Raw genomic sequence first — 23,118 nt, 5'->3', positions numbered from 1 at the left:
TTTTTATAGAAGATCAAATATGTCAAATTTCTTTTGATGAGTAACAGTTTTATAACCGTTTCGCTCATATTTAGTATTGCCGTAAGACGATCCTTTACAACCCCATCCGCCAGTTACTCCACCTAATGCTTCTGCCCCGGCATAGTTTGAGTTACTATTTGAATCTGTAGCACTTTTAGTAAGAGCGCCTTTTTGGCTATACAATCTTGATTTGGCCTCAATTTTATTAATTTTCATCTTTGCCTTTGCTTTAGTAAGCATTGAATACTTACATTTCCATGCGACATCGACGGATCGTAATTTTTTGATTTCCATATTTGAGGTGTAATCTTTTGCTAATATATTAGCATTCTTGCCACCTACTTCTGTTTCAAGAATTGATGCTGAACTCTGAGAAAATTCCTCAACAGTGACCCACTCTTCTTCAGTGTTACTTAATGTTGCATCTGCTGATTTAGGTAAAGAAAACATTGAGCTAGAAACTAAAGCAAGAGTGGCGGCTAATGGTAAAACAACTTTTTTCATACATGAAAACTCCTTTTCTGTAAATTTGATACACCGCAATTATACGTGTCTAACATTTTTTGTGAATGAACAAAAAGACTTGTAGATTCGACAATTCATTAATTTATCCCTGTTTTTACAGTCCAAAAAAAACAGGAAAAAACTCCTTGCGGGACAACGAAACATGATTTTGCGTTAGAACGAAAAAACTTCTATATATTATATTTTATGGTAAACATATGTTAATATTTGTTTGAGTATTTAGAATTTGGACAGAAAGAGGTGTTTATTATGAGTAAACTTGCTTCTGAGTATGTTGCTAATATCTTAAATGAATGGTATATGGCTATAAAACAGCAAGATGTTGAGGTTGCCGAGAAATATTTCGAAGAGGGCAGGGCTCTGTTTGATGAAATGGAAGAAGACCAAGAAGTATTGATGTATTATTCTTTGCTTGAAGAGAGACATAAAATGATGCTTCACCAGGACAAAGGTAAAGAGTTCCCAAAGCACTCGTATTTCAGTAAGAAACATAAGAAAGAAATTCGAAAAACAGATAATATGATTGAGTATTATTTCTTTTTATTTGAAGCTCTATACGAATCACACAATCGTAATTATGGTAACGCAATTAGTCTTTTTAAAATCGCTGAGAAAAAACTTGCAAATATTCCCGATGATATTGAAGCTGCTGAATTTTATTCAAAGGTAGCCTCTCTTTATATGATGCTTGGTCAAAACATAGTATCTTTAAATTATATAAAGGATGCAATGCACATTTATAAAAGAAATGAGGGTTACAAAAAAAAGCTTGCGACGTCTATGATGGTTGTGGGGCATAACTATACAGAGCTGGGCCAATATGATAAAGCTGAAGATATTTATTTCGAAGCAATACGAATTTCCAAACAACTTGAAGATCCTTTTTTTGAGGCTATGATCCATCATAATTTAAGTATCACTTATTCAGCTGCTAAAAGATCTCAAAATTGCATAAATGCTCTGAAAAAAGCATTTAGAAATGATGAATGGAAACAGTCGGTTTACTACATAAACTCCCTCTATATGATCACAAAAGAACTCTTCATAATAGGACAATCCGATCAAGCTATTTATTATTACAAAAAAGCACAGGAAAACTTAAATGAAAAAGAGAATAAAGTGTATGAGGCTAAAATAAACATTATTTATGAGTTGTTCCAGAAAACTCCTGAAGAGAGCGTTAATAAGTGCAGGAGCTACATTCATTACTTATTTGAACAGAATGATGCGGATAGTGTGCGCGATCTCGCTTTAATCATTTCGCAATATTATGAGGCGAGAAGTTATATTCAAGAATCTCTGGAATTCTCTAATCTTGCTATTTTAGCCGAGAGGAAAATGAAGCAGTTGGAGGGTGTCTAATGAAAAACTTAATTCTTTGTTTAGCTGCTCTAGGCGCGATAGTAGCGGCTAGTTATGCGGGCTCAATGAATGCTCATGTTACAGAGAAACCGGTCGGAACTTATATGTTATTAGCAGAAAAACCAGTCGGTACTTAATAAAACCCTTCTCATCTTAGAAGGGTTTTCTACTTTTCAAGGAATCGTTGAAACGTAAGTTTGCTAACGTGTTGGATTATTTTCAGCATCTACATTTCTTTTAATTTTGCTTCTGCTGCTTTCATTGCTTCGTTTTTTGTTTTGAACCCTTTGTGAACAATCCTTTTTCTTTTCCCTGTTGCTTTATCGAGTGATTCTAGGATATACGAAAATGTGTTGTCTCCACATGGTTTTACACTAATCATGTTATCCCTCCTGTTTCAATAATATATTAAATTCATTTTACTGAATATCCCATAAAAAGCAATATAATCAGAAACGCCATTCCTTTTTCTCTTTATCCCATCTCATCTCTTTTCGGGAAATAAGATTTTCAACTGCCTTACGAATCGCTGGCTCATCCCTGCCTGTTTTTCTTTTAAGTTCATTCATTGTTGGGTTACGTCTAAAACGGCTCATATTATAGATGATCCTGTATAGCTTCCTCTCAAGATCATTCATGAAATCACCACCCAGGACTATCTTATTTGAATATCTTTTTCATTAGCTTGCCGGATGCTTTACCCGCAGCACGTCGCATGATACGCTTTCCTATAGTGCCCTTTTGAACAGCATTGACGTCACCCAGGTATTTTGATGTTTTATAAAGGAATGATCTTATTTTATTTATGTTCATGTATTTCACTTCCTTCATTAGTATATTTATGTGGGTACACCCACAAAACACCCACAAACATATGACGGCTTATTATTTTATATGACGTAAAACAAATATAAACCGCAGGAATCACGCCAACAAGAGAACGTATGTTTTCGTGTGATTCCCAAAAATAATTAAGTTTGAAATGGAAGGTTCACTCGGTTAATAAAAAAAGACCAAAAACGTGATATCAAACGTTTTTGGTCTTTTTGTTTTTGAAAAAATCCAATTCACATCCCGCTAGGCTGGTAAAACGCATCAAAGGCTTTAGACAAATCGTCAGCTGCAGATGACAAGATCGTTTCTTCTTCTAAAATCGCTGTTCCTTGTGCTCGGACAATATGAAATTGATGAAACCCCATCAAGTTTTGAAATATTTCTTTTAGGTAATGATGTGAAAATTCCAGAGGTGTATATCGATCGTTATTTGTGAAAATTGAGCCGCTTGCTTGAAGTAAAAGTACACGATAATCGTCAGTCATCAGACCAACAGAACCATTTTCTGTATATTTGAACGTTTCTCTCGCAATAAAGATATTATCTATATAATCTTTCATTCGTGAAGTCACATTGAAATTGTGAACAGGTGACACGATCACAATTCGATGATGTGCTTTGAATTGAGCCAATAAAGCAGATGAAGCAGCGGCGATTTTTTCCTCGGCAGCCGTTAATGCTTGTTTGGATGCTTGCTTATCCCAAATTCCTAGCAGCTGTTCTTTTTCGATACGAGGAATTTCAGTTCCATATAAATGTAAAATGGTTGGTTCTTCATGAGGGAATCTTTCTTTAAACTGTTTTAAAAATAGTGTTTGCAGTTTGTTTGAATAGCTTTCTTGTTGAGTAAAATCTGGGTGCGCGTTGATGATTAATGTTTGCATGTACATGCTCCTTTTCTTTTGATAAGCTGAGTATAAATGATAAAGGTGACAAAAGAAGTCACCTTTTTAAGAGGGAAAACAAATGAAAAAATCAGAACGATTAAACCAAGAACTTATTTTTTTAAGCGATAAACACTCTTTTCAGTTAAAGGACTTACAATCCGAATTTGGCATTTCTAAAAGGACGGCTTTAAGAGATATAGAAGAGCTAGAGTCAATGGGTTTAGCTTTTTACGTTGAAAATGGCAGACATGGAGGATATCGACTGGTGAATCAATCTCCATTGGTTCCTATTTATTTCAATATAGAAGAAGTCCAAGCTGTTTTTTTCGCTCTTAAAGCGCTAGACCTGGTGTCAGCAACACCATTTAAAAAATCCTACTCACAAATTCGGCAAAAGTTGTTTGCCACAATGTCTGATGAGAAAAAGCAAATGATTACGGAGACTTTGGAAGTGATTCATTACTATAATGTCGCACCAGTTAGTGAACAAAATCATTTGGAATTGATTTTACAGGCGATGATGGAAGATCAAATCGTGAAGATGACGTACACTCAATATGAAAATAAAAGGATCAGGCTGCAATTTCTTGAGTTATTTTATCGAAATGGGATTTGGTTCACAAAAGCATATGATGTTCAAAATAAAAAGTGGGGCATCTATAGATGTGACTTTATGAAGGACTTGATCATTGAAGAAGAAGGCAGAGGCACCTATACGAAGGAAGAATTAAAAGCAATGCAACTCGAGTACGAAAAAACTTATCATGATATCTCATTTAAATGTCGATTAACGGAACAAGGAAAAGAAAAGTTTTTAAAGCATCATTACCCAAATATGAGATTGGAGATCATTGATCAGATCCCTTATATTGTGGGTGGATACAACCAAGAAGAATTATCGTATATGACTCATTATTTGATGTCATTTGGGAAACATGTGAAAATTGAATACCCAGAGGAATTGAAAGAAAGTTATTTGAATCAATTACGAGAAGTGATTGACAAGTATTGAATCAAAAAAATTAATATACTACAGAAAAGGCGAACTTTAGTGGTTCGCCTTTTTCTCTTTAACTACTATGATGTCAGTTACTTCGCCACATCCATTGTGTTTGTTTTCGATTTATCATCGACCTTTCCATACGTCAGCTGCCGCCAAATAAATTCCATCGGTCCATACTTAAACCGCTTTAACCAAAACGTACTGAAAAGCACAAGGAAGACATACACGCCAATAGCCATGAAAAACGTACCAGCCGGCTGGAGATGATCGACAAGCCCCGCTCCATACTTTAGAAATAGCAGAGTTCCAATGATCGAGTGTAGCAAATAACAGGTCAGTGACATGCGTCCGACTTTGGTAAAGACCATCAAAGCACCTCGCAGCTGAGGGACGTGAAGAAACAGCATCGCAAGTGTACTCATATAAAACATACTACCTGTTAATCCGCCGTTTTGTTCAAGGGCAGAGGCAATGTTCACCCACAGTGTATTTTCAAAAGGATTGACCGCTGCTATGATCGTACTGCCTTGGGTGATGAGAAAAGCGATGGCAAAAATGATCCAAATGCGATTCCAAATCGTTTTTTTCGCCTCCATGTTTTTGAAAAACTCCATTTTCACAAAATACACACCAAGTAAAAACATGAAAAACATAGAATAGACGGTGGAAAAAGAACTTGAAGCCATTGTCACCATATCTGTCCACCGGTCACCAATAGATGCTAAATAAGTCAGACTGTTGTGGCTGATTAATTCAAAATCAGCAAGGTCCGGCTTGCCTGATGATCCTGAACTGACGGTATTGAGCAGCATCGTGAAAAAAGGCGTGAGCAATTGAATCACAAAAAGTGTGATGAGCCAGTAAAGGATGGTTTTGGCTGTACGTTTGTAAAAGAAAAGCAATAAAAAGCCAGCGACTGCATAATAGGCCAAAATGTCACCAATCCAAACAAAGGTCAAATGCAGAAGGCCAAATCCTAAGAGAATGGTTAATCTGCGGGCAAACAGTTTGTTCGGACTGTCCACCTTCTGAGCAGCTCGATCCATAAAAATCATAAAACCAACGCCGAATAGGAAGGAGAACAACGTAATGAATTTCCCTGAGGCAAACCAATTCACCACATTGTGAAAGACATCATTTGACTGCATGTCAAATCCCCTGGCCGAATCCACGATCAAAAAGTAATTAACTAGAATAATCCCCATTAAGGCGAACCCTCGTACAATGTCCAAGAAATGAACCCGTTCCCGCAGACTCATCGGTTGTCCGTGTGCTACTTTGTTTGCATTCATATCCATGCTCCTTTTCTTGTTTGTGATTCGGATCAATTCATCGATCCTTACAATGAATCAATATACGGCCCAATTCTTAACAATTTATGAAGATCCAATTTTTTGAAAATAAATGTGACAAATTGATGGCAGATGGCCAAATTCATAAACTGTTAAGGTTTATGCTGTATCTTTTCACATAACTAGATGATATATAGTAAAGACATAAAAGAAAGAGCAACACATTACATGAGGTGAGAGACATGACCCATCGAATATTAGTCGTAGAAGATGATCAGGATATTGGTGACCTTCTGCAGGAATCCCTTTCACGTGCAGGATATGAGGTGCTAAGAGCGATGAATGGCGAGCAAGCATTGAAGTTTGTGGACGATTCGCTCGATTTGGTGATTTTGGATGTGATGATGCCGGGGCTCTCAGGCATCGAAACGTGCCAGCAGATAAGAGCCTCTTCCAATGTCCCGATTCTATTTCTAACAGCCAAATCAAGTACATTCGATAAAACCGAAGGCTTACTTGCCGGCGGGGATGATTATATGACAAAACCTTTTTCACAAGAGGAGCTTCATGCTAGAGTGATTGCACAATTACGCAGGTATACTGTCTATCAGGAAAAGAAGGAACAGGAAGAGACCTTTCTTGTTGGGGGCAAACTGAAGGTAAGTGAAGAATTTAATGAAGTATGGAAAGAAAACCAGCAAATTAAGCTGTCTGATCTAGAATATCGGATGTTAAAACTGCTTATGAGCAGGCGAAACAAAATCTTTTCAGCCCAAAATATTTATGAAAGCGTGTGGGGACAGCCTTATTTCTATTGTTCCAACAATACGGTGATGGTGCATATTCGAAAGCTGCGTGCCAAAATTGAGGATGATCCTGCGCGTCCTGTATATATCAAAACTGAATGGGGAAGAGGATATCGATTTGGCACATCCACATCGTAAATATACACTGGCCAAAAAGCTTGCACTGCTGATTTTGGCGGCTGCAATTGTGAGTGGTATTGTCTTTTTGACGCTGCAAAAGATCACCAATGATTTGATCGATGGATATTTGAGTTCGGACGAGTATTACGATCAGGAGTCAGCCAAGTACATTCAAAAATTCAGCCGCTATGTGTCTGAGAATGAGCTGTCTTCAACGGATCGACAAGCGTTTGGTGAGTGGGTGAAAAAAGAGAATTACATTAATTTGACTATCTTCAAGGATGAGGTGCTGCAATATGACTCCATCTATTCGGCTGCGGATGAATCGGCGTACGGAAAAGAAAGGATGACTCAGTACGCTGAGCAACATTCGTATCCGGTTCAGTTTAGCGACGGTAAAGGCCGCGTCATGGTGGACGGGTTCTATTCATCTCGCTACCACGATCTTGCCTTTACACTCGAGCTGCTCGGAGCAACGCTTATTTTTCTCCTCATGGTTCTTCTCGGGATTCGCAAAAGTCTGCGCTACCTGCAAACGATTCACCAAGAGATACATATTCTTGAAGGCGGAGAGCTGGACTATGAGATGACGGTGAAAGGGCATGACGAATTAGCGATGATTGCCAAAAGTATTGAGGACCTTCGTAAAGCTTTTTTGGACAAGCTTCAAGCCATTGATGAGCTGCAAGAAGAGAGCCGCAGCTTGGTTACTGAAATGTCACACGATATGAGAACACCGCTGACGTCGCTGATGATGAATTTGGAGTTTGCGAAAAAAGAGGAGGCTGGAGCGGATACCCGTAAGGATCAATATATAGCAAGTGCTTATGAAAAAGCACTGCAATTGAAAAATCTATCTGATAATCTGTTCGCCTATTTTCTACTTGATAAAGAACATGAACCTGAGCTTGAGACAGTTGCAGTCAAAGAGGTCATTTACGATCTCTTATCAGATCAGGTGGCGATTTTGCAGCAAGAGACATTTAAGGTTCATCTTTTAGGAGAGCTGCCAGACAGCTATATCAATGTGAATGTCGAGGAGCTTGGCCGAGTGTTTGATAATCTGATGTCGAACATACTGAAATACGCTGACCCGAAAAAAGATATCAATCTCACGTTTCTATCCGACCAAGAAATCTTTGAGATCCATATCAGCAATGCGATAAACGAGACAAATGACACGCAGGAAAGCACTGGACTTGGTGAACGAAGCATAAAACGAATGATGTCCCGCATGCACGGGCAGTTTGAAAGGATGGAAAAGAACGGCGTTTACTACATCGTGCTGCGATTCTGGCACATCAAAATATAGGTGGCAAATGAATAACATGGAATGGAGAGACAATCTAATGAAACGATTCAACAACTTCCAAAAGGTACCCGATCTCTTGCAAGGCCTTCTGAATATTTGTTTATTCTTTCTGGCCATTGCTTTAAGCGTCCTCTTAATTAGTGAAACTTGGTATATTGTCCAATTCGTTTACAAGAATTTGCTCAGCAAAGAAGACAGTTATTATGAAATGCTTGGTGAGTTGCTGATCTTCTTTATGTACTTTGAGTTTATTGCCTTAATTATTAAGTACTTTAAATCAAACTTTCATTTTCCGCTTCGCTATTTTATTTATATTGGCATCACGGCCGTCATCCGTTTGATTATTATCGATCATAAGGAGGCTGTATCGACGTTCTGGTGGGCGTTGACTATCTTAGCCATGACGGTTGCACTCTTTATCGCTAGTAAACGACATGCGGTTCAGGAGCATGAAGAAGTGAAGTGAGGGAAGAAGACGAACGATGACCGTTCGTCTATTTTTTTATATGTTGATTAATGAAACGCCTTGTGACGTACCTGTAACAAGTGCCTTTATGTGTGATGAAAAACAACATGTTCCTGGCTTATTTACTTTCTGGCATTTACACATATACAATTTTCATAGTGTTTGTTCAGCTAAGGAATTGGAGGAAGAACATGATTAAATTAATTATTACGGATTTAGACGGCACTTTTTTAAATCGCCAAGGATCATTTGATCAAGCTTTATTTCAGAAAATAAAAGCATTAATGGAAGAGAAAAATGTAGCGTTCGCTCCTTGTACGGGAAAGCAGTGTGAACGAGTGGAGGCATTGTTTGGTGAGTATGCAAAGGATTTTTGGATTTTAGGGGATAGCGCAACGCGGATTAAAAAGAATGGACAATTTGTTTATGAATCTTTAATAAAAAATGATCTGGGTTTATCGATCATCCATAAGCTGGAGGAGATAAGTAAAGTGCAGACGATCATTGCATGTACGAAAGATGGTGCAGTGGTCAATGAGCATTTATCTGAGAGTGAAATGAGATTTGTGACGGGCTCTTATACAAATGTCCTCAAGGTTTCAAACTTTGCAGACATACAAGATGACTTTGTGAAAATCACCGTTCATGATCCTGAGGCAAATTGCGTACAGACGAGAGAAATGTTAAGTGAATTCTTTGAACAAGTATATGTTGTCGCTTCAGAAGATACGTGGATTGACATTTCCAATATTGGTGTTCATAAAGGAACCACCGTGAAGCAGCTGCAGAACATTTTGGGGGTAACAGAAGAGGAAACGATGGTATTTGGTGATGGACGTAATGATCTAGAACTGATGGAATCCGCTCAATACAGCTTTGCTGTAAGAAATGCCGTCCAAGAGGTAAAAGATGCTGCGCATTTTATTACGCTCTCAAATGAAGAGAGCGGGGTCATGCATACGATTCAAAAAATCCTAAGTTTGCAGCCTTAATCGTAATCAATCCAAAAGACGAACGATGACCGTTCGTCTTTTTTCATGTCTGGACATTGACGAAATGAACACTTAGTCGATATCTGTCTATTAATGAACGGTTAGGGTCATATTGACAATTGATTGTCATGCATCTAAAAAGTAGAATATGAGTAACAGTAAATAAACAGTTGTTCATTAATGGATAGGTGTTTGTTGTGGTGAGTGATCAGCTGGATAAAAAGGTTTTTTCCTGATGTACGTCTTCATATGGTATGCTTTAGAAGCCTTATCTTTCCATCGAAATCGATCATCATGATTCTATGAACAGGGGTTGTTCATATGCGAAGTATTCAAAGTTTTTTAGTAGAACAGCTACTTGCTTTGACGAAAAAGAAACTCAATGTAAATGATTATCTAGAAGAACGAAGAAAGGCAAATCAACTACCTTATGAATTACCTGAAAAAATCAAGAATAAGTACAAAATTACTAAAAATGACTCGTTTCCAGTCGATACGTATATGCTGAAATCAAATGACCAGCCAGATGACCATCAGGTGTTGTTTATACCAGGTGGTGGCTATATCGAACAGCCTTTAACTTGGCACTGGCGTTTTTTAGATCGATTAACGAAGCAATTAAATAGTACGGTGTATGTGCCGGTGTATCCAAAAGCACCGAACCATCAGTATATGGATGCGATCGAGAGTGTCCTCCCTGTGTACCAAGGTCTTTTAGAGAAAGGAACACCTGAAAATATCGTCATCATGGGCGATTCTGCTGGCGGCGGTTTATCGTTAGCTTTTGCTCAATACTTGGCAAAAAAGGGCTTGCCGCAGCCAGGAAATATCATTCTTTTATCACCATGGCTAGATGTCACATTAAGCAACCCAGATATCGCTGCTATGGTTCCAAAAGAACCAATGCTCAATCTAGCCTTATTAATTGAAGCAGGAAAAAGATATGCGGGTGAAATGGATGAAACACACCACTTAGTCAGTCCAATTTATGGAGAGATCAAATCATTGGGACGAATTTCTGTTTTTATAGGCACTCACGAATTCTTTCTCCCAGATGCTCGTAAATTCAAAGAGATGGCAGATAAGCAGGGGGTTCCAATAAACTATATAGAATATCCTAAAATGAATCACGTGTTTCCTGTCTTCCCTATACCAGAAGCAAAAAAAGCGTTAAATCAAATTGTCGCAATTATTGAAAGTAATACCTTCCCTTTGAAAGAATTCAATGAATAAGATATAGGAATGAGGATGACTAGCGCGGCTGGCCATTCTCGTTTCTGTTTGAAGGAGCAAAAAAATTGACAGATATCAAGAACGAACCATTCTCGTTTACAAGTATGCAGCAGGCAGCCCCTGGACATATTCCAGAAAGACAATTCATTTCATCACATGATGGTACAAGCCTTGCGTATTATCCATTTTTATCAGAAAAGAAGACCCAGGCCAATGTGATCTTGATCCATGGCGGTGGTGCTCATAGTTTGGCTGGTTATGAGCATATCGCTTACACACTGCAACATGATTTTCACGTAAATGTATTTTTACTTGATCTAAGAGGCCATGGCCATTCTCAAGGAAAAAAGGGTGATACACCTCGTGTCACGGATGTATGGCAGGATGTCTCGCAGGTTGTGGATGCCATTAAACAGGATCAGAAAGGTGCCATCTACCTTTGTGGTCATTCTTCGGGAGCGGGCCTGCTGCTTAACTACTTGTCTTGGCCAAAAAAAAGAGAAGTAGATGGTTACTTTTTTATTGCACCTGAATTTGGCTATAAGTCAGGCACTGCAAGGGCTGATCAAATCCCTTTTGCCACTGTTCAAGTATGGAAGTTCGTTCTGTCTGCGATGACAAAAGGGGTGCTGATGAGTCATTCTGAAGCCGTACGTTTTCACTATCCTGCATGGGTGGTCGAGCAGGATCCACTTCTATTGACGACCATCACTGTCAATCTATCTCTTGCCTTAACCCCATCTGCACCTAAAAACCAATTTGCGAAGATGGATCGGCCGTATGGCATGTTTGTAGGCAGCAAGGATGAGCTGTATGACGTCGAGACATTTCTCCCTTATCATGAACTGCCAAAGGAACCGATCAAAAAACAATCAGTCTATCAAGTGCTTGAAGGACATACCCATTTGTCAGTTTTACTAGAAGCAGGAAAACAGATTGGCAGGACCATCCAGATGTGGAATCCTTCTATTTAGTATGAATAACTAGTCAATACTCTCCCAATTTCTTAAAAATTTACATTGACACCATCCTTTTCTATGATAAAATCATAGTGTGATAATGAGAATCGTTATCAAACGATATGACTACATATAGAATGGATAGGTGAGGTACATGTTCAAGAAATCTTTTTGGTCGCTATTAGTTGTGCTCTCCATCGTTTTACTTGCAGCTTGCGGCAGCAATAGCAGTAACGGCAAGTCAGATAGTAAAGAGAAAACAAGAACCGTTGAAAGCGCTATCGGTTCAACTGAAATTAAAGGATCGCCTAAACGTGTGGTGACACTGTACCAAGGAGCAACGGATGCAGCAGTCGCTATGGGCATTAAACCAGTAGGTGTTGTTGAATCATGGCTTGAAGCACCTACATATAAATATTTAAGAAATGACTTAAAGGATGTTAAAATTGTTGGGCAGGAAACACAGCCAAACTTAGAGGAAATTGAAAAGCTCAAGCCTGATTTGATCATTGCATCGAAAATCCGTCACGAGCAAATTTTTGATCAGCTGAAAGAAATCGCTCCAACTGTTGCAACTGAAACTGTGTTCACATTTAAAGATACAGTGAAGTTGATGGGTGAAGCGTTAAACCAGGAAGACAAATCAAAAGAATTGCTGACAAAGTGGGATGACCGCGTCGCTGATTTCAAAGAAAAAGCGAAAAAAGACATCAAAAACTGGCCAATGAGTGTATCTGTGGTGAACTTCCGTGCAGATCATGCTAGAATCTATCAAACTGGTTTCGCAGGGTCCATTTTAACAGAGCTGGGCTTTGAAGGACCTAAGAATGTCAAAGATAAAAAGCAAGACATCATTACACTGACAGACAAAGAGAGCATTCCGCAAATGGATGCAGATGTGATCTATTACTTTATGGATGAAAAGGATAAAGCGGTTGAAAAAGCATATAAAGAGTGGACAAGTCATCCTTTATGGAAGCAGCTTGACGCAGTGAAAGCGAAACAGGTGCATAAAGTAGATGAAATCACTTGGAACATGGGCGGCGGTATTATCGCTGCAAACATGATGCTTGATGATATTTACGATCGTTTAGGAATTGATAAATAAGTCGTAACAGAGGAGAAAATGTGAATATACCATTTTCTCCTTTTTTCCATAACAGATTGAAAGCGGGAATCAGATGAGAAGTTTAATAAAAAAGGATTCAAGCAAGGCACTGCTTTTTGCTGGATTCATTGTGTTGATGTTGGTCTTTTTTATGCTCAGTATTTCCCTTGGGCAAACCTCAATTTCCCTCAAAGCCACCATCCATGCTTTTCTTCAATTTGATGAATCGGATCCAAACAGTGTCATTGTCATGACATCCAGATTATCAAGAGCTTTAATTGCAACGGTCGTTGGCTCAAGCCTGGCGATTTCAGGTGCACTCATGCAGGCATTGACGAGAAATCCGCTTGCGGCGCCTGATTTATTAGGAATTAATGCAGGTGGACTATTTTTTATCGTGATTTCGATTGTTTTCTTTTCAACAGAGTCGTTAACAAGCTATATGTGGACAGCCTTTCTAGGCGCAGCGATTGCAGGGATGCTCGTTTTTCTATTAGGTTCTATTGGAAGAGATGGATTGACGCCGGTCAAAATAGTCCTTGCAGGTGCGGCGATATCTGCACTGTTTGCGTCTTTTACACAAGGTCTTTTAATCGTGAATGAACAGTCGATTCAAAGCATTTTGTTCTGGATGGCTGGGTCAGTGTCTGGAAGAAGCATTGATATGTTAATCCCTGTTTTGCCTTATATTTTAGGTGCGACTGTAGTGGCGCTGCTTCTTGGACGTTCTATTAATGTTCTTTTGTCGGGAGATGATATTGCCAAAGGACTTGGCCAGCGTACACTGCTGCTGAAAATCACGATGGGTGTCCTCGTTGTCTTTTTAGCAGGTGGTTCCGTCGCTGTTGCTGGTTCAATTGGTTTTGTTGGTTTTCTTGTGCCGCATATTGTGAAAAAGCTCGTCGGGCCTGACCACCGCTGGGTACTGCCGTATTGTGCCGTTGTGGGGGCGTCTCTTTTACTTGCCGCGGATTTGGCGGCTCGTTTTCTGATCATGCCGCAGGAAGTGCCGATTGGTGTCATGACGGCGGTAGCAGGAGCGCCTCTATTTGTTTATCTCGTGCGCAAGGGGTTGAAGACAGGTGGCTAAAACATATACAGTGCGTTCTAAAGGCGGGCGCATTTCATTTCAATTTTCAAAGCGGACGTTTTTGATTTTACTTTTATTGACGGCCATTGCCTTTGGCTTATTTATTCTCAGTCTCAGTATGGGAAGCCGGTTCATTCAGCCGGTCGATGTGTTGCTTCATTTAATCGGTCAGGGAGAGGGGAATTCCTTTGTGTTAAATACACTGAGGATTCCACGAACGCTGCTGGCTGTCTTAGTTGGATCCGCACTTGCGGTATCAGGGCTTATTTTGCAAGGGTTGATCCGCAACCCGCTGGCATCTCCTGATATCATTGGAATTACAAGTGGTGCTTCGTTTGGTGCGATTATGTTCATCGTCTTTTGGATGGGCACTGTGCCTATTGCTTATCAATCCTTATGGGCGATTGCAGGTGCTTTTGCGGTATCGAGTCTGATCTATTTGCTTTCATGGAAAAAAGGGGTCAAGCCGATCACACTTGTTCTAATGGGAATTGGGATTTCTGCCATTATGAAGGCATGTGTGACGTTTACGCTTGTTCTTAGTGATACGATGACAACGACCAAGTCTTACATCTGGCTGACGGGGAGCTTATATGGTTCTACGATGAAAGACGTCACTGCGATGCTTCCTTGGGTGATGATCATTTTACCGATTGTCATGGTGTTAGCAAGAACGATGAATGTAAAAGAACTTGGCGATGATCTTGCAACAGGTCTCGGGGTAAAAGTGCAGGCGAAACGATTATTCTTTCTCCTGATGAGTGTGACATTGGCTGGTGTTGCAGTCGCATTTGCAGGCGGCATAGAATTTGTTGGACTCATGGCGCCGCACGTTGCACGGATGATCATTGGACGTTCATTCATAGCGCTTGTCCCAGCATCTGCGCTAGTTGGAAGTATTCTCGTGATGCTGGCTGATCTTGTGGCTAGAACCGCATTTCTACCGTTAGATGTTCCAGCAGGTGTATTTACGGCAGCTATTGGTGCACCGTTCTTTATTTATTTGTTATATCAACAGCGTAATCGATAAACAGAAGATGGGGGTTTTGATATGAGGCCAGAGTGGGTTGAGAGAGAATTACTTGATTTCGGGGTACACATCACAAATGGACCTATGACATCTGATCGCACACTTGCTGCGCTTTTTTCAGAAGCAGCCGTCATACGTTTATTAGAAGCTGAAAAGGAAGCGATGCATGCACCGAATCTTGCGGTAGCAGCCTCTATGTTTTCAAAGCGGTACGGCTACTTAGCTGTCAGTTCCTCTTTATACTTGATGACGCTGTATGACGGTGTCTATCAGTTTCCACCAGCAGCATGTGCATTTAGAGAGGATCGAAAAATTGAAATAGATGAGGCGTCGTGTTCGTTTGTTCCACTAGAAGGAGAGCGGCATGAATGGAGAGAGAAGGTCGTGCGTGAATTGTTTACGGAGTGTGTCACGCCTCTTTTAGACGTGCTGAACCGCACATCAAAACTCTCTTATCGTATTTTATGGGAAAATGTAGCGGTTCGAATCAACTCTCTTTATCGAAGCATGATGCGGGAAGCGGAAGAGCCTGCGGTGAAGCAGCGCGTGCGGGAGGATTATCTGTATCTGAAGCAGGCGGCTGGAGATGTTTTTGGAGCTCATCAAAATCCATTTCAGCACAGCCTAAACCTAGACGACAGTTTACTTGAAACATCCAACCGGAAGACCTGCTGTATGTATTATAAGCTAGAGAAAAAATCGGAGAGTCTCGATTATTGTCTTGTTTGTCCGCTTGAAAAAAAGAAAGGCACTGCTTGCTCGTAGCAGTGCCCTTTTTTTATTCCCAAATCTCACTTGCCCATTCAGGGTGATCAATAAAAGGGTTGCGATTGTGCTGATACGTTTGATATATGATCTCATTGCGGTTCCGTTCGATTTGATCGACTGGGTCCTGCTTGTGCCATTTGAGAAGTACAGACATTTTGCCGTGAAGAGGAGAGCTTCCATTATTTACTTTGTCGTTCAATTCTAAATCTGGAAAGCGGTCATCTCCTTCGTAGCGAACCGCCATATAAAAGAGCATTCTCGCAACATCTCCTTTGACCCGGCTGTGAGGTTCGAATGAGTCGCTGTCGTAGAAATTGCCCGGCGCTCCTTTGTATTCATTACCACCCACGTCAAAATCTAAATTTCCGCGTGTGCTGTTCGTTTGCACATCTGCCGCACGAAGGTGGTGGAGATCTGTCCCAGGCCCTTGGCTTGTCCCGAAATTGCCGTGAGACTTGGCCCAGACATGCTCCCGGTTCCACTGGCCCACATTTCCGCCATTCGACTGCTTTGAACGGGAGACACCACTATAAAGCAGCAGCACATTGTTTGGGTTATTGGGGTCTTCATCTGTTTTCTTTAAGGCATCCCACACCTGGCTGTAGGATAGCTGCGTATGATCATCGATGATATCGTGTAAAGCCTTCTTAAGAGCGGGTCCTGATTTGCCAGCAGCAGATTGGTAATAGGAATCGATTTGACTTGTGGCGGCAGTTTGCGTTTGTTGTGCAGATGTTTCGTTTTGAAGCTGTAACGGGGAAAAGGTGATCGTTTGACTAGGTTCACTCAGATTGAAACCTTGAGCATTTGCAGCTGGAGGCAGCGGGGCGGCGAATGTGCCGAATATCATGATTCCGGCGGCCACAGTTCCAAATAAAGTTCTTTTCATTCGATTTCCTCCTTGATAGGGAATGTATTCTCTTTATTTCTATCATATTGCCATGAAGAAATAAATGGATTTCTCGTAAATTTTATGTAATAAGTTCATAGGAAAAGAGATTGCTATTTTAGGCGTATTCCTGTATAAGTGGGCTTATAAGGATGGACAGCAAGGGAGAGGATGGATCACGTGAAAGAACTGCAAACACCTTCAAGAACGATTATGACACCGGGACCCGTTGAAGTAGATCCGAGAGTGCTCCGTGTGATGAGCACGCCAATTCTCGGTCAATTTGATCCAGCATTTACACACATTATGAATGAAACAATGACCTTATTGCGGTCACTTTTTCAAACAGAAAACAAATGGGCTTATCCAATCGATGGTACGTCCCGTTCAGGGCTTGAAGCTGTGCTCGCCAGTGTGATTGAGCCGGGAGATTCAATGCTTGTGCCTGTCTTTGGCCGCTTCGGTCACCTGCTCATTGAAATAGGGCAGCGCTACGGAGCTGAGGTACATACAATGGAATGTGAATGGGGGACGGTTTTTAATCCTGACGACATCATCAAAGAAATAAAGCGGGTCAAGCCTAAAATCGTTGCCATGGTTCATGGTGAAACATCCACCGGACGATTACAGCCGCTCAATCAAATCGGTGAAGCATGCCGGGCTCTTGATGTGCTGTTCATTGTAGACGCTGTGGCGACCATTGGCGGTGTCGAGGTAAAAGTGGATGAATGGAAAATTGATGCGGCGATTGGCGGCACGCAGAAATGTTTATCTGTTCCATCAGGCATGTCACCTATTACGTATAATGACCGAGTCGCAGCTGTCATTGAATCGAGAAAGAAAGTAGAAAAAGGCATTGCGACACAGGATGAATTACAAAAACAAATCGACATTTCTCCAATCAAAAGCAATTATTTTGATTTAAGCCAGCTTCAGGATTATTGGAGCCCAAGACGATTAAATCATCATACAGAAGCGACAACGATGCTCTATGCACTGCGAGAAGGGGTTCGTCTTGTGCTGGAGGAAGGGCTGTCTGAACGTTTTCAAAGGCACACGTATCATGAGAAAGCCTTGATGAAAGGTCTTGAAGCAATGGGGCTTGAATTGTTTGGTGATCCAGATTGTAAAATGCCGGTTGTAACCTGTATTGTCATTCCAAGTGGTATTGACGGAGAAGCGGTCCGTGCCGATCTGCTCCATCATTTTGGGATTGAGATTGCAAGCTCCTTTGGACCGCTTGCCGGCCGTATATGGAGAATTGGGACAATGGGCTACAGCTGCCGAAAGGAAAATGTGCTGTTTGTGTTAGCAGGGCTGGAAGCGATTCTCATCAAACACGGTGCGGCTATCCATTGCGGAGCAGGGCTTCAGGCGGCTCTTTCTATCTATGAACAAGCTGAATAACGAGCTCCAAAATACTCGCCATTGGCGGGTATTTTTTATTTGGAAAAGAACACTAATTTTTGAAAAACTAGACTTATAGATGAGGTTATCGCTATACTGGAGAAGTTCTTATCATTTTTGTCATCATTTTCATTTATTTGAAGAAAGAGGTTTTTATATGAAGAAGATGGGAATATTATACATTTTGATGCTCAATATTTTTATTGCCATGCTTGGCTTTGGCCTCATTGTACCTGTTATGCCGAGTTACATCGAAGCATTTGGTGCAACAGGAAAAACACTCGGTTTTCTTGTCGCTGCAACAGGTTTTACACAATTTGCGTTATCTCCGGTTGCTGGGGCACTGACCGATCGATTTGGACGAAGAAAATTGATCATTGCCGGGATTGCGGGTTTTACGATTGCTCAGTTTATTTTTGCTTTTGCTGATCAGCTTTGGATGCTGTTCGTGTCTCGATTTTTAGGCGGTGCTGCCGGAGCTTTGCTTATGCCGGCCATGTTTGCATACATCGCTGATATCACAAGTGAAAAGGACCGAGGGAAAGGAATGGGTCTATTCAGTGCAGCGATGACACTAGGTTTTGTCATTGGGCCGGGCGTAGGAGGCTATTTGGTTGAGTACGGGATCGCATTTCCATTTCTGATTGCAGGTTCCTTTGCTGCTCTTTCTACTTTGTTATCCATCCTCTTCTTACCTGAAACATTAACAAAGGAAAAACAGGAAGAGGCGCGGCTCAACAAGGATATTCATTTCAATCCTTTTGTACAAATGATCGAGGCTCTAAGGACATCTTACGGCTTTTTGTTTATATTGGCCTTTGTCCTCAATTTCGGAATCATTCATTTTGAATCGATTTTCGGCTTATATGTAGACCAAAAACACGGATTTTCACCGAAAGATATTGCCTTTGTGATTACGGTTGCGGGTCTTGCCGGGGTGCTTGTTCAAGGGGCGTTAGTGAATGCCTGTGTGAAACGATTTGGAGAGATGAGAGTCGTCCGTTATGCGCTGTTAGGTGCGGCTTTCATGCTGATCGCCTGCCGTTTTGCGCCGTCCTTTTGGTTGATTTTTACGGGTTCGATTTTATTTTTATCGGCTACGTCATTTGTCCGACCAGCCCTCAATACATTGCTGTCCAAGATGGCAGGCAATCAGCAAGGGGTAGCAGGCGGTCTCAATACATCCTTTATGAGCCTTGCCAATATCGTCGGACCGAGTCTTGCGGGTATATTATTTGATGTGAATATTGAGTATCCTTTTATGTTTGGAACACTGGTGCTTGGCGTAAGCTTCGCTGCATCCATCGTGTGGGGGAAAAAAGTGCAGCATGCTTCGGCAGCTTCTTAAATTTTGCTGATAAAAAACCGATCAGGACGAATTGATCGGTTTTTTTATGATGGGCATCATCTCTCATATTTCACGACAGGTGATTTTTCTTTATGAAGCGCACGAATCATCGCTTCATCTACGTTTAAATGCTCTTTCACTAATTGAGGCGGGGTTAAGGCCATCCACTGATTCAACGAAATATCTGCAAACCGGTCACTTTTAAAAATCTCTAAAAACCAAAGGCTCGTTTGGCCGATATTTTGGATGTAATGCCCCATGCCAAAAGGAACATATCCAACATCACCTGCTCTGTAATTAAAGGTGCGGGCAGTACCCCCTGCTCCAAAGACCGTCATTTTAGCTGTACCTGCTAAATAGTATTGCCACTCATCATTATTAGGGTGCCAGTGCATTTCTCTCATGCCGCCAGGTTTTACTTCAACAAGTGCAGCCGCAATCGTTTATGAAATTGGGAAATTCCGTGAATCGACAATTCGGACGGTTCCGCCAGAGGTCGTTATCGGGTTTTGACGAAGGAGCTGGTGCGTAAATGACGGCTTAATGCTCCCGTATGGATCAGATACCGTTTGGCTTTCTAAGGATGACGGCGGTGAGCCTTGAAACATATAGCGCTGCTTATTCGGAATATGGTCAAACAATTTCCTCGGAACACCAAAATTGGCGGAGAGAATCTCTTTCGGTGTATGGGCAAACCAGTCTGTGATCGTGAATGTATCAAATTCAGAAAAATCGCCATCATCAAATACAAGAAGGAACTCACAACCATCCTCAAGTCCTTGAATGGAGTGCGGGATACCAGGTGGAAAATACCACAAATCGCCTTCTTCTAGATCAGCAATCATATTTCGCCCTTCTGCATCTACAGATGTGATGCGGGCTTTGCCTAAAATCATATACGCCCATTCCGCCTGCTTATGCCAATGAAGCTCACGAACACCTCCGCGTGTGAGCCGCATGTTGACACCTGCAATCGTTGTTGAAACAGGCAGCTCCCGCTTTGTAATTTCCCTCGACCAGCCGCCGTGATTCAAATGCATGTGTGTATCAGAAAATGAAAATTTTAAATTTGGGATGGTCCCGGCATCGGTTTTAGGGGGAACGAGCATATCTGGGTTCTCTATATCTCGAAGGACATCGCGCGGGCCTAAGTCGGTGGCACCCGCCCCATCCTTTCGAATGGGCTGCGGGATGTGACGGAGCTCATCATCCATTTGTCATCCCTCCTTGAGTCTCATTTTTCTCCTCCAAACTATATGAGGTTTCAGAAGAAAAAATTCAATCAGGATGGGATGAGAGAAACATTTGAATACGGAAGGCTAAGCGCAGCCGCAATGTTGCGTCAGAATCTTTTAAGCTGATTCGAAGCAATTCTTCACACTTCTCGAGGCGATAAATGACCGTGTTGCGATGAATGGACAATCGTTTGGCTGTTTCTGAAATGTGGCAATGGGTTTCTAAATAGACAGATAAGGTGTGAAGAAGGCTTTGATCGACTTGTGATGATTCAGATAACGGGTGAAGGTGCAGCTGGTGAAACGTGATCATATCCTTTCTTGGAATGAGCTTTAGTAAATCTGGCACATCCTTTGCTTGATAAAATTGAATATATTCAGTCCGCGATGAGAGATGTCCGGTTTGAAGAGCCTCTAATGCTTCATTGTAGCCTTCAGACAGATGGGAGATGTGGCAGCCCGTCAAGCTCACCCCAAAAGAAATAGTATGATTCACTTGCAGTTTAACAAGCATCTGCAACTGTTTTAAAAAAGAGCTGAGCCTGTCGCTAACCTCCGGCCAACTGCCAGTCTCCTCCATCAATACAACACCCATATCACCTTTAAAAAACAGAAAGGCAGGAAATGGGCAGCTTGGAAGTGCACTTTCGAGCAGATCAACCACTCGATCCAAAACCATTTGCTGCTTCATAAAACATGTGGTATCACTGCGCTCGTCAAGCTGACAGATCATACATAGATAGCGGCATTCGGCGTTTAATCCAAACGCCTTAGCGAAATGTAAGGGATCTTGCTGGGAAGACGATGCCCTCTCTATCCATTTGCGAAAGCCCTCATTTCTAGCACACTTGGCCGTTTGCAGGGCGGCATATTGTCTCATGCGTGCAATCAACATTTCGTTTACTGCTTTTGCAATGATCCCATGAAAAGTTTTATTCTGCGGGTGAATGAAAGAAAGGATGACCAGATAATCACATGTTTGTTCGTTTAGATCAATTGGAAAGATGGAAAAGGTTTGTTTTGCATGTATCATTGAAAAAGAATGAGTTGTCCTGCTTTGAAAAAAGGGGAGAATGTGCATCCATTCTGAGCTTGTGATCATGGGGTGCGAGGTATAGAGAATACGTCCATGCTGGTTAAACAAATAGATGGGCTTGTGAATCTTTTTGGCCATTTTTTGTAAAATTTCAAACTGGTTATCGTCTATGTTCATATCCACTCAATCTCCTTTATTGGTGAAGATGAATAAAAAAATGGACAATCACTGTCAGCATCTCTGATATGCATTTTATGTTATCAGCTAAAATCATTTTAGATAGAAAGTTGTCAATTAATATAACAAACAAACAGAGCGCCAGGACAAAATCACGTGCCGCCAGTCATCTTCATTCAGAATTACGAGCAAATATGATATGTTGTAGACAGAAGAATTTCTTTCAGAAAATATGGGTATCACAAGAAACAAAGGCTTCGAATGAGGAAGCCGTCTATACATGAGAGTGGCAAGAGGTGAGAAACATGATTTATATCGGATTAACTGGCTGGGGAGATCATGACAGTCTTTATCCGCCGAGAATCGGCAGCGCGCAAAAGCTGTTTCACTACGCGTCAACGTTTCCGATTGTGGAACTGGATGCCAGCTTTTATGCGGTTCAGCCTGAGCGTAATCATGAAAAGTGGATAAAGGATACGCCAGATGACTTTCAATTTGTTGTGAAAGCATACCAAGGAATGACTGGACATCAAAGGGGCGAGATTCCGTTTGCTTCAAAGGAAGAAATGTTTGATGCATTTATTCTTTCGCTGACTCCGCTTATTCGTGAAGGGAAACTAGCCATGGTGCTCTTTCAATTTCCACCTTGGTTTGATTGCAAAAAAGAGCACGTCCACTATTTAAGATGGTGTAAGGAGAAGATGGGGGACATTCCATGTGCCCTCGAATTCCGAAACCGTACATGGTTTTCAGATGAATTTTATGAGCAGACTTTGTCCTTTATGGAAAAGGAAGGATGGATTCATTCCGTCTGTGATGAACCGCAAGTCGGAGAAGGCTCCATTCCGCCGGTCATACAAGCTACACACCGTGATAAAACATTGGTCCGGTTTCATGGAAGGAATAAACAGGGCTGGCTTCACCCGGCAGACCATGAGAATTGGCGTGAAGTGAGATACTTATATTTATATAATGAAGCTGAATTAAAAGAGTGGAAAAAGAATCTCGACATCCTGCATCAGCAATCGAAAGATGTCTATGTCGTGTTTAATAATAACTCCGGCGGAGATGCAGCGGCAAATGGCCAGCAGATGATTGATTTGCTGGATATCACCTATTCAAACCTGTCTCCGAAGCAGTTAGATTTATTTAGTTAACCGAGAGCTGACTGAAGCTTTCAATCTGAATGAGACGGTCAGTGACAACTTGAGGGAGAGA

At 41.2% G+C, this 23,118-nt stretch carries 24 protein-coding genes and 1 pseudogene; 16 read left to right on the top strand and 9 right to left on the bottom strand.

Annotated elements, in window-relative coordinates; genetic code table 11:
• Positions 1-3 precede the first annotated feature (3 nt).
• Positions 4-525, bottom strand: coding sequence for a hypothetical protein (locus NSQ76_RS15960; protein WP_341054777.1), 522 nt, complete (start codon positions 523-525; stop codon positions 4-6).
• Positions 526-795: 270 nt separating this feature from the next.
• Between NSQ76_RS15960 and NSQ76_RS15955 the strand changes: the two genes are divergently transcribed.
• Both NSQ76_RS15955 and NSQ76_RS15950 read left to right on the top strand, forming a co-directional pair.
• Positions 796-1,908 carry a Rap family tetratricopeptide repeat protein gene (locus tag NSQ76_RS15955; protein ID WP_341054774.1) on the top strand — a complete coding sequence of 371 codons (1,113 nt, stop codon included), beginning with the start codon at positions 796-798 and terminating at the stop codon, positions 1,906-1,908.
• Positions 1,908-2,045: a hypothetical protein gene (locus NSQ76_RS15950; RefSeq protein ID WP_186325117.1), complete on the top strand. Its 138-nt coding sequence runs from the start codon at positions 1,908-1,910 to the stop codon at positions 2,043-2,045. Before NSQ76_RS15955 ends, NSQ76_RS15950 begins: the two co-directional genes overlap by 1 nt.
• An 89-nt stretch (positions 2,046-2,134) precedes the next feature.
• Here NSQ76_RS15950 and NSQ76_RS15945 read toward each other — a convergent pair whose 3' ends face one another.
• The 4 genes from NSQ76_RS15945 to NSQ76_RS15930 all read right to left on the bottom strand — a co-directional run bounded on the left by NSQ76_RS15945 (position 2,135) and on the right by NSQ76_RS15930 (position 3,626).
• Positions 2,135-2,290, bottom strand: coding sequence for an Arm DNA-binding domain-containing protein (locus NSQ76_RS15945; RefSeq protein ID WP_341054772.1), 156 nt, complete (start codon positions 2,288-2,290; stop codon positions 2,135-2,137).
• A gap of 67 nt (positions 2,291-2,357) precedes the next feature.
• Positions 2,358-2,546 carry a hypothetical protein gene (locus NSQ76_RS15940; RefSeq protein WP_341054768.1) on the bottom strand — a complete coding sequence of 63 codons (189 nt, stop codon included), beginning with the start codon at positions 2,544-2,546 and terminating at the stop codon, positions 2,358-2,360.
• A 22-nt stretch (positions 2,547-2,568) separates the two neighbouring features.
• A complete protein-coding gene (locus NSQ76_RS15935) occupies positions 2,569-2,721 on the bottom strand; it encodes a hypothetical protein (protein ID WP_034325207.1) in 153 nt (50 codons plus the stop codon).
• A 254-nt stretch (positions 2,722-2,975) separates the two neighbouring features.
• Positions 2,976-3,626, bottom strand: a complete 651-nt coding sequence (locus NSQ76_RS15930) for an FMN-dependent NADH-azoreductase (protein WP_286098722.1) — start codon at positions 3,624-3,626, stop codon at positions 2,976-2,978.
• An 82-nt stretch (positions 3,627-3,708) separates the two neighbouring features.
• On the opposite strand from NSQ76_RS15930, the gene NSQ76_RS15925 reads away from it, so the two are divergent.
• Positions 3,709-4,641, top strand: coding sequence for a helix-turn-helix transcriptional regulator (locus tag NSQ76_RS15925; RefSeq protein WP_341054764.1), 933 nt, complete (start codon positions 3,709-3,711; stop codon positions 4,639-4,641).
• A gap of 77 nt (positions 4,642-4,718) precedes the next feature.
• Here the strand turns inward: NSQ76_RS15925 and NSQ76_RS15920 are convergent, their stop codons facing one another.
• The gene (locus NSQ76_RS15920; protein WP_341054762.1) at positions 4,719-5,924 is read right to left on the bottom strand and encodes a DUF418 domain-containing protein; all 1,206 of its coding nucleotides are present in this window, start codon (positions 5,922-5,924) and stop codon (positions 4,719-4,721) included.
• 242 nt (positions 5,925-6,166) lie between these two features.
• Here NSQ76_RS15920 and NSQ76_RS15915 point away from each other — a divergent pair, with 242 nt between their 5' ends.
• From NSQ76_RS15915 to NSQ76_RS15870, 10 genes are all read left to right on the top strand, one after another.
• Complete coding sequence (locus NSQ76_RS15915; protein ID WP_025094146.1) at positions 6,167-6,868, top strand: response regulator transcription factor; 702 nt, start codon at positions 6,167-6,169, stop codon at positions 6,866-6,868.
• The gene (locus tag NSQ76_RS15910; protein ID WP_025094147.1) at positions 6,849-8,162 is read left to right on the top strand and encodes a HAMP domain-containing sensor histidine kinase; all 1,314 of its coding nucleotides are present in this window, start codon (positions 6,849-6,851) and stop codon (positions 8,160-8,162) included. The genes NSQ76_RS15915 and NSQ76_RS15910 overlap by 20 nt, the downstream gene beginning before the upstream one ends.
• A gap of 37 nt (positions 8,163-8,199) precedes the next feature.
• Positions 8,200-8,628 carry a phosphate-starvation-inducible protein PsiE gene (gene psiE / locus NSQ76_RS15905; RefSeq protein ID WP_024423385.1) on the top strand — a complete coding sequence of 143 codons (429 nt, stop codon included), beginning with the start codon at positions 8,200-8,202 and terminating at the stop codon, positions 8,626-8,628.
• 191 nt (positions 8,629-8,819) lie between these two features.
• Entirely contained in the window at positions 8,820-9,620 is an 801-nt protein-coding gene (locus NSQ76_RS15900; protein WP_341054758.1) for an HAD family hydrolase, read from the top strand.
• A 321-nt stretch (positions 9,621-9,941) separates the two neighbouring features.
• The gene (locus tag NSQ76_RS15895; protein WP_135032699.1) at positions 9,942-10,853 is read left to right on the top strand and encodes an alpha/beta hydrolase; all 912 of its coding nucleotides are present in this window, start codon (positions 9,942-9,944) and stop codon (positions 10,851-10,853) included.
• Between the two features lie 65 nt (positions 10,854-10,918).
• Positions 10,919-11,827, top strand: a complete 909-nt coding sequence (locus NSQ76_RS15890) for an alpha/beta hydrolase (protein WP_341054753.1) — start codon at positions 10,919-10,921, stop codon at positions 11,825-11,827.
• Positions 11,828-11,966: 139 nt separating this feature from the next.
• The gene (locus tag NSQ76_RS15885; RefSeq protein ID WP_024423382.1) at positions 11,967-12,920 is read left to right on the top strand and encodes an ABC transporter substrate-binding protein; all 954 of its coding nucleotides are present in this window, start codon (positions 11,967-11,969) and stop codon (positions 12,918-12,920) included.
• A 73-nt stretch (positions 12,921-12,993) separates the two neighbouring features.
• Positions 12,994-14,010: a FecCD family ABC transporter permease gene (locus NSQ76_RS15880; RefSeq protein ID WP_024423381.1), complete on the top strand. Its 1,017-nt coding sequence runs from the start codon at positions 12,994-12,996 to the stop codon at positions 14,008-14,010.
• On the top strand, positions 14,003-15,040 hold the full coding sequence (locus NSQ76_RS15875; RefSeq protein WP_024425988.1) for a FecCD family ABC transporter permease: 1,038 nt from the start codon (positions 14,003-14,005) through the stop codon (positions 15,038-15,040). The genes NSQ76_RS15880 and NSQ76_RS15875 overlap by 8 nt, the downstream gene beginning before the upstream one ends.
• Before the next feature lie 21 nt (positions 15,041-15,061).
• A complete protein-coding gene (locus tag NSQ76_RS15870; protein WP_341054749.1) occupies positions 15,062-15,805 on the top strand; it encodes an IucA/IucC family C-terminal-domain containing protein in 744 nt (247 codons plus the stop codon).
• A 13-nt stretch (positions 15,806-15,818) separates the two neighbouring features.
• On the opposite strand, the gene NSQ76_RS15865 is transcribed toward NSQ76_RS15870, so the two are convergent.
• Complete coding sequence (locus NSQ76_RS15865) at positions 15,819-16,697, bottom strand: endonuclease I family protein (RefSeq protein WP_341054746.1); 879 nt, start codon at positions 16,695-16,697, stop codon at positions 15,819-15,821.
• A gap of 171 nt (positions 16,698-16,868) precedes the next feature.
• Between NSQ76_RS15865 and NSQ76_RS15860 the strand changes: the two genes are divergently transcribed.
• Both NSQ76_RS15860 and NSQ76_RS15855 read left to right on the top strand, forming a co-directional pair.
• Positions 16,869-18,104: a pyridoxal-phosphate-dependent aminotransferase family protein gene (locus tag NSQ76_RS15860; RefSeq protein WP_341054744.1), complete on the top strand. Its 1,236-nt coding sequence runs from the start codon at positions 16,869-16,871 to the stop codon at positions 18,102-18,104.
• A gap of 157 nt (positions 18,105-18,261) precedes the next feature.
• Positions 18,262-19,452 carry an MFS transporter gene (locus NSQ76_RS15855; protein WP_341054742.1) on the top strand — a complete coding sequence of 397 codons (1,191 nt, stop codon included), beginning with the start codon at positions 18,262-18,264 and terminating at the stop codon, positions 19,450-19,452.
• Positions 19,453-19,508: 56 nt separating this feature from the next.
• On the opposite strand, the pseudogene NSQ76_RS15850 reads toward NSQ76_RS15855, so the two are convergent.
• Positions 19,509-20,666: pseudogene (locus tag NSQ76_RS15850) on the bottom strand (oxalate decarboxylase family bicupin).
• Between the two features lie 64 nt (positions 20,667-20,730).
• On the bottom strand, positions 20,731-21,900 hold the full coding sequence (locus tag NSQ76_RS15845; protein WP_341054739.1) for a PucR family transcriptional regulator: 1,170 nt from the start codon (positions 21,898-21,900) through the stop codon (positions 20,731-20,733).
• A gap of 305 nt (positions 21,901-22,205) precedes the next feature.
• Here NSQ76_RS15845 and NSQ76_RS15840 point away from each other — a divergent pair, with 305 nt between their 5' ends.
• A complete protein-coding gene (locus NSQ76_RS15840; RefSeq protein ID WP_024423374.1) occupies positions 22,206-23,057 on the top strand; it encodes a DUF72 domain-containing protein in 852 nt (283 codons plus the stop codon).
• Positions 23,058-23,118: the final 61 nt, after the last annotated feature.

The sequence above is a fragment of the Bacillus sp. FSL M8-0256 genome (genome assembly GCF_038005765.1).
In the GTDB taxonomy this organism is placed as follows: Bacteria; Bacillota; Bacilli; order Bacillales; family Bacillaceae; genus Bacillus; species Bacillus safensis.
Note: the sequence above shows the minus strand (reverse complement) of the source record. Positions and strands in the feature narration are given on the sequence as shown.

What these genes read in the sequence shown, in the direction of transcription:
- NSQ76_RS15845 (WP_341054739.1), bottom strand. Translation starts at nt 21,900, where the DNA reads ATGAACATAGACGATAACCAGTTTGAAATTTTACAAAAAATGGCCAAA.
- NSQ76_RS15855 (WP_341054742.1), top strand. Translation starts at nt 18,262, where the DNA reads ATGAAGAAGATGGGAATATTATACATTTTGATGCTCAATATTTTTATT.
- NSQ76_RS15960 (WP_341054777.1), bottom strand. Translation starts at nt 525, where the DNA reads ATGAAAAAAGTTGTTTTACCATTAGCCGCCACTCTTGCTTTAGTTTCT.
- NSQ76_RS15930 (WP_286098722.1), bottom strand. Translation starts at nt 3,626, where the DNA reads ATGCAAACATTAATCATCAACGCGCACCCAGATTTTACTCAACAAGAA.
- NSQ76_RS15945 (WP_341054772.1), bottom strand. Translation starts at nt 2,290, where the DNA reads ATGATTAGTGTAAAACCATGTGGAGACAACACATTTTCGTATATCCTA.
- NSQ76_RS15950 (WP_186325117.1), top strand. Translation starts at nt 1,908, where the DNA reads ATGAAAAACTTAATTCTTTGTTTAGCTGCTCTAGGCGCGATAGTAGCG.
- NSQ76_RS15915 (WP_025094146.1), top strand. Translation starts at nt 6,167, where the DNA reads ATGACCCATCGAATATTAGTCGTAGAAGATGATCAGGATATTGGTGAC.
- NSQ76_RS15925 (WP_341054764.1), top strand. Translation starts at nt 3,709, where the DNA reads ATGAAAAAATCAGAACGATTAAACCAAGAACTTATTTTTTTAAGCGAT.
- NSQ76_RS15870 (WP_341054749.1), top strand. Translation starts at nt 15,062, where the DNA reads ATGAGGCCAGAGTGGGTTGAGAGAGAATTACTTGATTTCGGGGTACAC.
- NSQ76_RS15880 (WP_024423381.1), top strand. Translation starts at nt 12,994, where the DNA reads ATGAGAAGTTTAATAAAAAAGGATTCAAGCAAGGCACTGCTTTTTGCT.
- psiE (WP_024423385.1), top strand. Translation starts at nt 8,200, where the DNA reads ATGAAACGATTCAACAACTTCCAAAAGGTACCCGATCTCTTGCAAGGC.
- NSQ76_RS15940 (WP_341054768.1), bottom strand. Translation starts at nt 2,546, where the DNA reads ATGAATGATCTTGAGAGGAAGCTATACAGGATCATCTATAATATGAGC.
- NSQ76_RS15895 (WP_135032699.1), top strand. Translation starts at nt 9,942, where the DNA reads ATGCGAAGTATTCAAAGTTTTTTAGTAGAACAGCTACTTGCTTTGACG.
- NSQ76_RS15885 (WP_024423382.1), top strand. Translation starts at nt 11,967, where the DNA reads ATGTTCAAGAAATCTTTTTGGTCGCTATTAGTTGTGCTCTCCATCGTT.
- NSQ76_RS15920 (WP_341054762.1), bottom strand. Translation starts at nt 5,924, where the DNA reads ATGAATGCAAACAAAGTAGCACACGGACAACCGATGAGTCTGCGGGAA.
- NSQ76_RS15860 (WP_341054744.1), top strand. Translation starts at nt 16,869, where the DNA reads ATGGATCACGTGAAAGAACTGCAAACACCTTCAAGAACGATTATGACA.
- NSQ76_RS15935 (WP_034325207.1), bottom strand. Translation starts at nt 2,721, where the DNA reads ATGAACATAAATAAAATAAGATCATTCCTTTATAAAACATCAAAATAC.
- NSQ76_RS15840 (WP_024423374.1), top strand. Translation starts at nt 22,206, where the DNA reads ATGATTTATATCGGATTAACTGGCTGGGGAGATCATGACAGTCTTTAT.
- NSQ76_RS15865 (WP_341054746.1), bottom strand. Translation starts at nt 16,697, where the DNA reads ATGAAAAGAACTTTATTTGGAACTGTGGCCGCCGGAATCATGATATTC.
- NSQ76_RS15900 (WP_341054758.1), top strand. Translation starts at nt 8,820, where the DNA reads ATGATTAAATTAATTATTACGGATTTAGACGGCACTTTTTTAAATCGC.
- NSQ76_RS15955 (WP_341054774.1), top strand. Translation starts at nt 796, where the DNA reads ATGAGTAAACTTGCTTCTGAGTATGTTGCTAATATCTTAAATGAATGG.